The organism is Roseomonas sp. USHLN139, assembly GCF_037145735.1.
Classification (GTDB): Bacteria; Pseudomonadota; Alphaproteobacteria; order Acetobacterales; family Acetobacteraceae; genus Pseudoroseomonas.
This window is the reverse complement of the sequence record NZ_JBBCWY010000002.1, coordinates 589099-600431: the sequence shown is the minus strand read 5'-3', so window position 1 is coordinate 600431 and position 11333 is coordinate 589099. Positions and strand designations below refer to the sequence as shown.

Annotated in this window: 10 protein-coding genes; 6 read left to right on the top strand and 4 right to left on the bottom strand. The window is 73.0% G+C overall.

Annotated elements, in window-relative coordinates:
- The first annotated feature begins 216 nt into the window (after positions 1-216).
- The 3 genes from WFI16_RS09940 to WFI16_RS09930 all read left to right on the top strand — a co-directional run bounded on the left by WFI16_RS09940 (position 217) and on the right by WFI16_RS09930 (position 4914).
- Positions 217-1380: an efflux RND transporter periplasmic adaptor subunit gene (locus tag WFI16_RS09940; RefSeq protein WP_419897670.1), complete on the top strand. Its 1164-nt coding sequence runs from the start codon at positions 217-219 to the stop codon at positions 1378-1380.
- Positions 1377-4448, top strand: a complete 3072-nt coding sequence (locus tag WFI16_RS09935; RefSeq protein WP_419897669.1) for an efflux RND transporter permease subunit — start codon at positions 1377-1379, stop codon at positions 4446-4448. Before WFI16_RS09940 ends, WFI16_RS09935 begins: the two co-directional genes overlap by 4 nt.
- Before the next feature lie 91 nt (positions 4449-4539).
- Positions 4540-4914, top strand: a complete 375-nt coding sequence (locus tag WFI16_RS09930) for a PH domain-containing protein (protein WP_419897668.1) — start codon at positions 4540-4542, stop codon at positions 4912-4914.
- On the opposite strand, the gene WFI16_RS09925 is transcribed toward WFI16_RS09930, so the two are convergent.
- The 3 genes from WFI16_RS09925 to WFI16_RS09915 are packed head-to-tail and all read right to left on the bottom strand — an operon-like array spanning position 4911 to position 8016.
- The gene (locus WFI16_RS09925; protein WP_419897667.1) at positions 4911-6035 is read right to left on the bottom strand and encodes a pyridoxal phosphate-dependent aminotransferase; all 1125 of its coding nucleotides are present in this window, start codon (positions 6033-6035) and stop codon (positions 4911-4913) included. The genes WFI16_RS09930 and WFI16_RS09925 overlap by 4 nt on opposite strands.
- Positions 6032-7306 carry a hypothetical protein gene (locus tag WFI16_RS09920; RefSeq protein ID WP_419897666.1) on the bottom strand — a complete coding sequence of 425 codons (1275 nt, stop codon included), beginning with the start codon at positions 7304-7306 and terminating at the stop codon, positions 6032-6034. The genes WFI16_RS09925 and WFI16_RS09920 overlap by 4 nt, the downstream gene beginning before the upstream one ends.
- 44 nt (positions 7307-7350) lie before the next feature.
- Positions 7351-8016: a 4'-phosphopantetheinyl transferase family protein gene (locus tag WFI16_RS09915; RefSeq protein ID WP_419897665.1), complete on the bottom strand. Its 666-nt coding sequence runs from the start codon at positions 8014-8016 to the stop codon at positions 7351-7353.
- Between the two features lie 99 nt (positions 8017-8115).
- Between WFI16_RS09915 and WFI16_RS09910 the strand changes: the two genes are divergently transcribed.
- The 3 genes from WFI16_RS09910 (at position 8116) to WFI16_RS09900 (ending at position 10395) form a co-directional block, all read left to right on the top strand.
- The gene (locus WFI16_RS09910) at positions 8116-9099 is read left to right on the top strand and encodes an acyltransferase domain-containing protein (RefSeq protein WP_419897664.1); all 984 of its coding nucleotides are present in this window, start codon (positions 8116-8118) and stop codon (positions 9097-9099) included.
- Complete coding sequence (fabD, locus tag WFI16_RS09905) at positions 9096-9977, top strand: ACP S-malonyltransferase (protein WP_419897663.1); 882 nt, start codon at positions 9096-9098, stop codon at positions 9975-9977. Before WFI16_RS09910 ends, fabD begins: the two co-directional genes overlap by 4 nt.
- A gap of 85 nt (positions 9978-10062) precedes the next feature.
- Complete coding sequence (locus WFI16_RS09900; RefSeq protein WP_419897662.1) at positions 10063-10395, top strand: DHCW motif cupin fold protein; 333 nt, start codon at positions 10063-10065, stop codon at positions 10393-10395.
- 12 nt (positions 10396-10407) lie between these two features.
- Here the strand turns inward: WFI16_RS09900 and WFI16_RS09895 are convergent, their stop codons facing one another.
- A complete protein-coding gene (locus WFI16_RS09895; protein WP_419897661.1) occupies positions 10408-11274 on the bottom strand; it encodes an aldose epimerase family protein in 867 nt (288 codons plus the stop codon).
- Positions 11275-11333 lie beyond the last annotated feature (59 nt).

Here is an 11333-nt window from a genome sequence, read left to right as displayed (position 1 = left end):
CTGCACCCCATGCAATCCCCGGGTCATGCCACGGGCGGTATCCCGGCCCTCCTGGCTGCGGCGACTATGGCGGAGCTTCCAGCCGGGCGCCAGCACCGCCGCAAGCGGAATGGTTGCAGATCGCCCGTCATGGCTTCCGCCAGTTGCAGGAAGACGTTGCGCCCCGGGAAAGCCCTCTGTAGCGTCGCGCCCCATCCGACCGATCCGCCGGGGCCCATGTCGTCACGCCGTCTGCTGGGGCTGCTGGCCCTTCTCTTTTGCCTGGCCGGCGGCATCGCCATCGGCCATTTCGTGCCGCTGCCCTGGCTGGGCCGGCTGGCGGGGGCCGTCGCGCCCGGCGCCGTGACGCCCGATGCCGGCACCGCGCCGCCGCCGGTGGTGGCGCCGGTCGCCGACCGCGCCGAGCAATCCCCCGCCGCGGTGGAGACCACGCGGGTGCGCCGCGGTCCGGTGGAGACGGCGCTGACCGCCATCGGCACCTTGCGCGCCCGGCAGAGCGTGCCGATCGCCTCGCTGACCGGTGGCACCATCATCGCCTCGAATTTCACCGAGGGGACCGAGGTCGCCGCCGGCGTGCCGCTGGTCGAGTTCGACAAGCGCATCGCCCAGGCGCAGCTCGACGCCGCCAATGGCCAGCTCGCCATCGCCCAGGTGCGCTTCTCGCGCGGGCAGCAGCTCTCGGTCGCCGGGGTCCGCTCGCGCCAGGCGCAGGATGACGACCAGGCCTCGCTGGAGCAGGCGCAGAGCGAGCTGGCGGTGCGCCGCACCACGCTCGACCAGCTGACGCTCCGCGCGCCCTTCCGCGGTGTCGTTGGCCAGAAGCTCTTCGGCATCGGCGAATACGCGCCGGCCGGGAAGACGCTGCTCTGGCTGGAGGATCGCAGCGTGCTGCGGCTCGACTTCCGCCTGCCCGAGCGCTTCCTGCCGGCGGTCGCCGTCGGGCAGGGCTTCCAGCTCTCGGTCGATGCGGTGCCGGGGCGGCAGTTCCAGGGCCGCATCGTGCTGATCGACACCCGCCCCGACCTGAACGAGCGCAACATCCAGCTGCGCGGCGAGATCGACAATGCCGCGCGGCAGCTGACCTCCGGCCTGTTCGGCCGCGTCCGGCTGGTGATCGCGCAGCGCCCGGCGGCGATCATCGTGCCGCCCGCCGCGGTGCAGTACACCCTGACCGGCGCCTCGGTCTTCCGCATCGCCGAGGGCCGCGCCCGCCGCGTGCCGGTCACCGTCGGCGTGCAGATGGCCGACCGGGTGGAAATCCTGGACGGCCTGGCCGAGGGCGACGAGGTGGTCACCATCGGCCAGTTCAACCTCGACGAGGGCCGCCGCGTCATCGTCAGCGCGCCTTCCGCCACCCCCCCGGCCGGGACCGCCAAGTGAAGTCCGTCTCCGACCTCTTCATCCGGCGGCCGGTCTTCACCATCGTCGTCAACCTGGTGATCGCGCTGATCGGCCTGCTCGGCCTGTCGCGCCTGCCGATCCGCGAGCTGCCGCGCTTCGACCTGCCCTATGTCTCGATCGCCACCGTCTATGCCGGCGCCACGCCGGACCTGGTGGAGCGCACCATCACCGCGCCGATCGAGCAGGCGGTCGCCGCCATCGGCGGCATCGACACCGTGGTCTCCACCAGCCGGGAGGGGCTGAGCGAGATCCAGATCGGCTTCAAGATCGGCACCAACCCGCTGGATGCGGTGACCCAGGTGCGCGACAAGGTCGGCACGCTGCGCGCCATCCTGCCACGCGAGGCGCTGTCGCCGACGGTCGCGCAGCTCAGCCTCGACGCCGTGCCGGTGATCTACCTGTCGCTGGCCGATCCGCGGCGCAGCGCGACCGAGATCACCGAGGTGGTCGGCCGCGTGGTGCGCCCGGCCCTGGCCTCGGTCGATGGCGTCGCCGCGGTGCAGGTGCTGGGCGAGCGGCGCTATGCCGTCCGCGTCTGGCTCGATCCCTATCTGCTGGCGGCGCATGGCGTCACCGCCTCCGAGGTGAACGACGCCATCCTGGCGCAGAACCTCGCCGTCCCCTCCGGCACGCTGGAGCAGGACGGCCGCCGCAGCCTGGTCTATGCCGATACCTCGCTGGTCCGCCCCGAGCAGTTCGAGGAGGTGGTGGTCCGCCGCGGCGATGCCGATGCCCTGGTGCGGCTGCGCGACGTGGCCCGCGTCGAGGTCGGCCCCGAGAGCGAGAACAACTCGATCTGGATCGACGGCCGCACCGCCCTGGCGGTCGGCGTGCTGCCGCAATCCTCGGCCAATCCGCTGGAGGTGGCGCGCGCCACCGAGGCGCTGCTGCCGGCGCTGCGCCGGCTGGTGCCGGCGGGGATGGAGGTGAATGTCGTCTTCGACAGCTCGCAGACCATCCGCATCGCGGTGGCCGAGGTGGCGGAGACCATCCTGGTCGCCGTCGTGCTGGTCACCCTGGTGATCCTGCTGTTCCTCGGCTCGCTGCGCTCTTCCTTCATCGTGCTGGTGACCATCCCGCTGTCGCTGATCGGCATGCTCGGCTTCATGTATGTCATGGGCTACAGCATCAACACCTTCACCCTGCTGGCGATGGTGCTGTCGATCGGCCTGGTGGTGGACGATGCCATCGTCGATGTCGAAAATGTCCAGCGCCATATCGACGAGGGGCGCGACGCCGTCTCGGCCGCCTTCATCGGCTCGCGCGAGATCGGCTTCGCCATCGTCGCGACGACCCTGACGCTCGCCGCCGTCTACCTGCCGATCGGGCTGGTGCCGGGGATGCTGGGCAGCCTGTTCCGCGAATTCGCCTTCACCCTCGCTGCCGGCGTGATCCTCTCCGGCTTCGTCTCGCGCACCCTCTCGCCGATGATGTGCTCCCGCCTGCTGCGCGCCAAGCGGCCGGGCGGCTGGGCGCAGCGGCTGGACCGCGGCTTCGCCCATGCCTCCGGCCTCTATGGCCGGCTGCTGCGGCGGCTGATCCGCTGGCGGCTGCTGGTGGTGCTGCTGGCCTTCGGCGGCTTCGTGCTCGGCATCGGCGCCATGACGAAGCTGCCCGGCGAATTCGCCCCCGCCGACGATGCCGGCTACCTGCTGGTCAAGTACACCGCGCCGCAGGACGCCACCAACGACTACATGGCCAGGCTCGCCGCGCGGGTGCAGGCGGTGTTCGAGACGGTGCCCGAGCGCCGCGGCAGCATGATCATGAACGGGCTGACCGCGCCGAACGAGGCCATCGCCCTGCTGCTGCTGCGGCCCTGGGCGGAGCGCGAGGCGACGGCGCAGGCGATCGGCGCCCGCATCCTGCCCGCCCTGACGCAGATCGCCGGCGGCCGCTTCAACATCCTCGACCCCAATCCGCTGGCCGGCGGCAGCGTGCCGCCGGTGCAGGTGGTGGTGAAGAGCACCGGCAGCTACGAGGATCTCTCCCGCGCCATGGCGCCGCTGGCCGCCTATGCCCGCGCCCATCCCGGGCTGGTGGCGCCGACCGTCGATCTCGACCTCAACACGCGGCGCATCGATGTCGCCATGGACCGGCCGCTGGCCGCCTCGCTCGGCATCGACATCGCCCGCATCGGCCAGTCGATCAACGTCTTCCTGGGCGGCCAGCAGGCCGGCTTCCTCGGCTATGGCGGCGAGCAGTACAAGGTGATGCTGCAGGTCGAGGAGGCGCTGCGCCGCGACGCCGACATCCTGGGCAACATCTATGTCCGCGCCGCCGACAACAGCCTGGTGCCGCTGGCCCAGGTGGCGCGCCCGCGCGAGACGGTCGGCGCCAGCGCCCTGCCGCGCTTCCAGCAGCTGCGCTCGGCGCGGATCAGCGCCTCGATCGCGCCCGGCGCCTCGCTCGGCCCGGTGCTGGCTGATCTTGAGGCCGAGGCGGCGCGCGTGCTGCCGCCCGGCACCCAGCTGGATTTCGACGGACCCTCGCGCGCGCTGAAGCAGGCGGATGCCACCGTGCTGCTGGTCATGCTGCTGGCGCTGGTCTTCATCTACCTGGTGCTCTCGGCGCAGTTCGAGAGCTTCCGCGACCCGGTCATCGTCCTCTCGGTGGTGCCGGTCGCCATCGTCGGCGCCGGGCTCGGGCTGATCGCCGTCGGCGGCTCGCTCAACGCCTACAGCTTCATCGGCCTGGTGACGCTGGTCGGGCTGGTCGCCAAGAACGGCATCCTGATCACCGAATTCGCCAACCAGCTGCGCGACGAGGGCCGCAGCATCGAGGAGGCGGTGGTCGAGGCCGCTGCCACCCGGCTGCGGCCGATCCTGATGACCACGGTGGCCACCATGCTGGGCGCCGTGCCGCTGCTGCTGACCGTGGGGCCCGGCGCCCGCTCGCGCGAGGATCTGGGCGCGGTGATGGTGGGCGGCATGGGGCTCGGCCTGGTCGTCTCGCTGCTGCTGGTGCCGGCCTGCTACCTGCTGCTGTCGAAGCGCGAGCGGCATCGGCTGGTGGAGACGCCGGAAACCGCCGTGGAAGGCGCCGGCTGAGCGGAACGTGAGCCCGGCGGGGCATGGACTTGTTCGCCGGGCGACCTCATCTCCGTCTCTCGACCGCCACCACGATCAGGGACCGCGCGATATGGCCTTCTTCTCGGGACTGCTGGGCAATGCCGGCGACTACGACCGGGACCAGGCCGCGGCGGAGTTCGCGCGGCTGCTCGGCCCCGGCGAGGCGGTCGAGCAGGCCTTCAAGCTGATTCGCGACGTCATCCTGCTGACCAGCCGCCGCATCATCCTGGTCGACAAGCAGGGGCTGACCGGGCGCAAGACCGAATACCTCTCGATCCCCTATCGCAGCATCACCCGCTTCTCGGTGGAGAGCGCCGGCCATCTCGACCTCGATGCCGAGCTGAAGATCTGGGTCAGCGGCGCCGCCGAGCCGATCCAGCGCACCTTCAACGCCAAGGTCGATGTCTATGCCCTGCAGGCGATCATCGCCGCGAAGATCCCTTAACGCTTCACCAGCCCGTGCATCGCCCGGCAGAAGGCCTCCATCGCCGCCGGGTGCGACAGGCTGAGGCGGAGGTGGTTCGGGTAGCGGAAGCCGGTCATGGCGCGCACCATCACGCCCTGGGCCAGCAGGCGGCGATGCGCGATGGTGTCGCTCATCGGCAGGCGGACCATCAGGAAATTGCCGGCATTGGCCAGGACCGGCAGGCCGAGGCCGCGCATCTCGGCGGCCACATGGCGGCGGGCCTCGTCCATCAGCGCATTGGTGGCGGCGCGGTGCGCCTGGTCGCCGGCGGCGGCGAGGGCCGCGATCTGCGCCGCGCCGCCGACCGAATAGACCACCGCGGTGCGGCGGACGATGTCGGTCATCTCGGGTGCGCCGATCATGTAGCCGATGCGCAGCCCGGCCAGCCCCCACATCTTCGAGAAGGTGCGGAACACCACCAGGTTCGGGTGCCGGCGCATCAGCGCCACCGCATCCGGGAAGGCCGGGTCGTCGACGAATTCGGCATAGGCCTCGTCGACCACGACCACCTGCCGCCCGGCGACCGCGTCGAGGAAGCGCGCCAGCCGCGCGCCATCCCACCATGTCCCGGTCGGATTGTTCGGGTTGCACAGGAAGAGAATCTTGCTGCGGTCGTCGGCACGGGCGGCGGCCAGCATGGCCGCGTCGTCGAATTCGTGGTCGCGCAGCGGCACCAGCCGCGCCTCGATGCCGGAGAATTCGGCGACCCATTCATAGACGGCGAAGGTGCGGTCGGCGGTGACGATGGCGTCGCCCGGCTGGCAGAAAGCCTTGATGACGAAGGCGATCACCTCGTTGGCGCCATTGCCGATCAGGACCTGCGCCGGCTCGACGCCATGCAGCTCGGCCAGCCGGCGCCTGAGAAAGAAACCGTCGCCGCTGGGATAGAGGGCGTGCTGCGCCGGCGCCATGCCGGCCAGCGCCGCCACCGCCGCCGGCGGCGGGCCCAGCGGGTTCTCGTTGTTGTTCAGCCGGTGCAGCTGGTCGATGCGGTAGAGGCGCTTCAGCTCCTCGTCCGGCGGGCTGGGCACATAGGCGGTGAAGCGCCGCACATGCTCCGGCACCAGCCGGGTCAGCGGCGGGGGGGCGGGCTGGCTCACCGCCGGTCCCTCGGATGCTGCAGCACCAGCACGTCGCCGCGCCCGGCCGCCGGCACCAGGTAGCGCGGCTGGAAGCCGGCGCCGAGCAGGGCCGGGATGAAGCAGGCGTCGAGCGGCCGGCCGAGATCGAGCCGCGCGGTCAGCCGGGCGATGCCGTCGCCGGCCAGCAGCGCCACATGCGCCGCCACATTGGCCGCCGCATCGGCGCCGGCCAGCACCGGCCGCAGCACCGCCTCGCCGGCGGCGCGGTCGAAGCCGGCCGCCAGCACCGAGGCGCCGGGCGGCGGCGGCGGCGCCTCGCGGATCTCGCGCGCCAGGGCGAGCCGGTCATAGCCCTCCTCCAGGAAGGGGCGCAGCGCCGGATCGGCCCAGGCGATGGCGCCGCTATCCTCCTCCAGGCTGCGGAACACCGCCGCCGGCCCGCCGAGCAGGCCGCCCAGCGGCTCGAACCAGCCATCGGGCAGCATGGCGCTGTCCAGGCCGAAGACGCCGGTGGTCTGCCGGCTGCGCGCCAGCTCGCCCAGGAAGGCCTCGACCAGCGCCTCGGCCACCGGCGCGGCGGGGCCGGCGGAGAAGATCCAGGGGCCGTGGAACTCGGCGATGCGGCCCTCGCCCTGCTGCCAGAGCAGCCCGCCGGCCAGCCGCCCGTCCGGCGCCAGCGCCAGGATGCCGGCTGCCGCGCCCTCGCGCGCCATCTCGGCCAGGCGGTCCGGCCGGCGGGCCAGCGGCGGCAGGCTGGCTTCGGGGTGCAGCGCCGTCAGCAGCCGCGCCAGGTGGCGCAGCTCGGCCGGGCTGCCGGGGCGGGCGGCCAGCGCGGTGCCGGGCTCGGGCGGCACCGGGATTGGCGCCAGCGGCGGCAGGGGCGGGTAGGGGCGGTCCTTCTCCAGCCGGATGCGCACCGGCTCGCCGGGTTCCAGCGACAGGTCGAAGCGGTCGACCGAGCGCGAGGCGATCAGCAGCGCCAGCTCCTCGAGCTCGCCGCCCTCGAGGTCGAGCCCATGCGTCAGGTTGAAGGCGGCGGGGTCGAAGCCGGGCTCGGCGAAGGCGATGTCCAGCCGCGCCGCATGCGGCAGGCGGTGCAGCGCGAAATCCACCTGGGTGCCGGGCGCCCGGGCGACGACATGGGCGAAGGTCTCCTCCGCCGCGCGGGCCAGGGCGCGGGCGCCGGCGGCATCCAGCCGCGCGCCGGTCAGCGCCGCCTGCTCGATGGTGGTGGCCACCAGCTCGGCCTGCTCGGGCTGCGCCTCGATGCCCAGGGTGAGGGTGGTCATGGCCGCCTCCTGCCGTCTGCCATCTGCCGTCTGTGGGCGCGAAGCTAGAGCCGCCGCAGCGCCAGCGCCAGCCAATGCCCCGGCAGCGGCTGCCATTGCGCGATCCGCCAGGCGGCGAGCGGCCCGGCCTCGGGCGGGACGAAGCGCAGCCGCGGCGGATCGAGCGCGAAGGCGAAGCGCTCCAGCCCCAGCCCGATGCCATGGCCCGTGGCCTTCACGAAGCTTTCTTTCAATGTCCAGATCTGCAGGAAGGCCGAGGGCTGCTCGGGCGGCGGCAGGGCGCGCAGCATCGCCGCCTCCTCGGGCGCGAAGAAACGGTCGGCGAGGCCCGGCGTCAGGGCCGGGCGCGACAGCGCCTCGACATCCAGGCCGACATCATCGGTCGCGGCGACGGCGCAGGCCACCAGGCTGCGGCAATGCGACAGCGAGAAGCGCAGCCAGGCACGGTCCAGCGCCGGCTCGACCTCCGGCTTGCCGGCGGGGCCGGTGACGAAGCGCCAGGCCGCCGGCGGCAGCCCGCCCTGATCGGCCAGCATCTGCCGCTTCAGCGCATGGGCGGCGGTATAGGCGCGACGGTCGGACTCGAAGTGGAAACGCGCCGCGCGGTCCCGCTCCTCTGGCGACAGCAGCGCCTGCCAGCGCGCCAGCGTCGCCGCATCGGCGATGTCGGGCCGCAGCCAGCCCAGCCGCACCGCGCCAAGGCTCAGCATGGCGCCGGGCACCGGGGCAGGGCCTTTTGGGCGCCGCGGCTTTCCGATAGCCTGGAGACGACGGCGCGCAGCGGGGTGACGGGCATGGGGGCGACTATCATGGCCGCGGGGCAGACGGCAAACCCGCAGGAGGCGGCGCGCACCGTCATGCTCTTCGCCGGCCAGGGCTCGCAATACTACCAGATGGGCCGCGAGCTGTACGCTGCCGACGCGGTGTTCCGCGCCAGCCTGGCGCGCTGCGACCAGGCCGCCGGCCCGGTCGAGGGCCGCAGCCTCAGCGAGATCATCTATGGCCGGCCGATGGCCAAGAGCGCCGGGTTCGACCGCCAGATCGAGAGTGCGCCGGCGCTGCTGGCGATCGGCTGGAGCCTGGCGCAGAGCCTCTTCGCCCGCGGCATCAGCCCCGACCTGCTGCTGGGCTATAGCCTGGGCGAGACCATCGCCGCCACGGTGGCCGGCGTGCTCACCCTGGAAGAAGCCTTCTCCCTGATCTTCGAGAATGCCCGCAGCTTCGAGGCGCTGCTGGCCCCGGCTTCGATGCTGGCGGTCCTCGCCCCGGCGGCGCGGGTCATGGCGCTGCCCGCCGTCGCTTCGGCGCGCGCCGAGCTCGCCGCCGTCAACAGCCCGCAGCATTGCGTGCTGACCCTGCCGCAGGCGGGGCTGCCGGCGCTGATGGCGGCGCTGGAGGAAGAAGGGCTGGTGATCGCGCCGCTGCCGGTGCGCTACGGCTTCCATGCCTCGCTGCTCGACCCTGCGGAGGGCGCGGTGCGCGCGGCGGCGGCGCGGCGGCCGTTCCGCGCGCCGGCCTTCCCGCTGTTCTCCTGCGCCACCGCGGCGCCGCTGGCGGTGCCGGATGCCGATCACCTCTGGCAGGTGGCGCGCGGCCCGATCCGCTTCGAGGCGGCAATCCGCGCGCTGGCGTCCGAGGGCCGGCCGCTGCGCTTCGTCGAGGCCGGGCCCACCGGGACGCTGGCCGCCTTCGCCCGCCAGGTGCTGGGGCCGCAGACCCTGGCGCTGCCGGCCATCAACCAGTTCGGCCATGACCTGCGCAGCATGGCCCTCGTCGAGGAGCGCTTCCGGTGAGCACGCTGATCCATCTCTTCCCCGGCCAGGGCTCGCAGCAGCGCGGCATGGGGCGCGAGCTCTTCCCCCGCTTCCCGCGGCTGGTCGAGGAAGCCTCGGCGATCCTGGGCTACGACCTCGCCGCGCTCTGCCTGGAGGATGACGGCCAGCGGCTGGGCCGCACCGAATTCACCCAGCCGGCGCTCTACACGGTGGAGGCGCTGGGCCATCTGGCGCGGGTCGAGGACAGCGGCCGCGCCCCGGATTTCGTCGCCGGCCACAGCCTGGGCGAATATGCCGCGCTGTTCGCCGCCGAGGCCTTCGACTTTGCCACCGGCCTGCGCCTGGTGCAGCAGCGCGGCGCGCTGATGGGGGCGGTCAGCGGCGGCGGCATGATGGCGGCGCTCGGCCTGCCGCTGGCGCGGCTGCGCGACTTGCTGGCCGCCGATCCCGCCCTGGCGGAGATCGACCTGGCCAACCAGAACGCGCCGCTGCAGACCGTGCTGGCCGGACCGGTCGCGGCGCTGGAGGCGGCGGGACGCGCCATCGAGGCGGCCGGCGGCCGTGCCATCCCGCTGAATGTGCGCACCGCCTTCCATTCGCGCCACATGGCCCCGGTGCGCGCCGCCTTCTCGGCCTGGCTGGACGGCATCGCCTTCACCCCGCTGATGCTGCCGGTGATCGCCAATGCCACCGCCCTGCCGCATCGTGACGGCGAGGTGGCGCTGCGCCTGGCGGCGCAGATCGACCAGCCGGTGCGCTGGGTGGAATCCATCCAGTACCTGCTGGACGAGCCCGATCCCGACTTCCTCGAGATCGGCCCCGGCCAGGTGCTGACGCGACTGCTGGCGGAGATCCGCAAGGCGCCGGTGCCGGCGAATATCGCCCGGCGGTTCTGAGGGGGCCGGCCGCGCGCCACCGGCCTTGTCAGCCGGTCGCCTGGCTGCGCAGATGGCGGGCGTCACCGGCCCCGAGGAGCCCGCCATGAAGCTGCCGCCTTTGCCTTTCACCGCCGTCCACTGGGACGCCCTGCCGGCCACCGAGCACAAGGGCGAGACCGGCACGGCGCTGTGGCGCACGCTGAACAATGGCGATGTGCGGATGCGGGTGGTGGAGTATTCGCCCGGCTACCTGGCCGACCACTGGTGCGACCGCGGCCATGTCATCTACGTGCTGGAAGGCGAGCTGCAGACCGAGCTGAAGGACGGCCGCCGCTTCACCTTCCCGGCCGGCCATGGCTACACCGTCTCGGATTTCGGCGATCCGGCGCACCGCTCCTCGACCGTGACGGGGGCGAAGCTGTTCATCGTCGACTGAGCCGCCCGGCGGTCAGCCTGGGCGGAAGCCGAAGCTGGCCAGGTGGCAGGCCGTGCCGCCCGGCGGCAGCAGGCGCATCGACGGCTTCTCGGTGATCTCGCCCTCGAAGCCGACCGGGTCGCCATGCCCGGTCCAGGCTTCCAGGCAGAGGAAGCTTGCGCCGGGCGGCGACCACAGCGCCAGATGCGGCATGCCGCGCATCCGCAGGCTGATGGTGCCCCCGTCGCCATTGTCGAAGCGCAGGCTGCGGCTGGCGAGGTCGAGGAAGCAGACCGCCTCCTGCGCCAGCAGCGCCGGTGTCACCGGCAGCACCCGCCCCGCCAGCGGGACCACCCGGCGCTGGTCGGAGAACAGGCCGCCCGGCGCGATCACCGGCACCTCCGGCGCTTCCGCCCGGTCGAAGCGGATCCGCCGCCCGGCCGCCCCGGGCTCCGAGCGGAAGCCGGGATGCAGGCCCAGCGCATAGGGCAGCGGCACCTCGCCCGGATTGTGCAGGCGGAAGCGGGCCGAGAAGCCGCGCGGCCGCAGCCGGTAGCGGATCGCCAGGTCGAAGGCGAAGGGGAACTGCGCCCGGCTGGCGGCGCTGTCCCGCAGCCGCAGCGTCGCGCTGGCCGCATCCTGCTGCTGCAGCTCGAAGCGGGCGGCGGCGGCGAAGCCGTGCACCCCCATCGGGTAGTCGCGCCCGTCATGCCGGATCCGCGCCCCCCGGCACCAGCCCACCACCGGGAAGAGCACCGGCGAGACCTGCGGCCAATAAGCGGGATCGCCATCCCACAGCAGCTCCTGCCCGCCGACGCGCCAGCGCCGCGGCTCGGCGCCGAGCGGCGCGATCTCCAGCAGCGCCGCGTCGCGGCGCAGGGTGATGGTGCTGTCCGGCATGGTCTGGCCTCCCGCCGCGGTTGAAGCCGGGAGGGCGACGCCTGGCAAGGCCGGCCGGC

Excerpts from the sequence above, each read along its gene's own strand:
- WFI16_RS09940 (WP_419897670.1), top strand. The coding sequence starts at position 217 with ATGTCGTCACGCCGTCTGCTGGGGCTGCTGGCCCTTCTCTTTTGCCTG.
- WFI16_RS09930 (WP_419897668.1), top strand. The coding sequence starts at position 4,540 with ATGGCCTTCTTCTCGGGACTGCTGGGCAATGCCGGCGACTACGACCGG.
- WFI16_RS09920 (WP_419897666.1), bottom strand. The coding sequence starts at position 7,306 with ATGACCACCCTCACCCTGGGCATCGAGGCGCAGCCCGAGCAGGCCGAG.
- WFI16_RS09915 (WP_419897665.1), bottom strand. The coding sequence starts at position 8,016 with ATGCTGAGCCTTGGCGCGGTGCGGCTGGGCTGGCTGCGGCCCGACATC.
- WFI16_RS09910 (WP_419897664.1), top strand. The coding sequence starts at position 8,116 with ATGGCCGCGGGGCAGACGGCAAACCCGCAGGAGGCGGCGCGCACCGTC.
- WFI16_RS09900 (WP_419897662.1), top strand. The coding sequence starts at position 10,063 with ATGAAGCTGCCGCCTTTGCCTTTCACCGCCGTCCACTGGGACGCCCTG.
- WFI16_RS09895 (WP_419897661.1), bottom strand. The coding sequence starts at position 11,274 with ATGCCGGACAGCACCATCACCCTGCGCCGCGACGCGGCGCTGCTGGAG.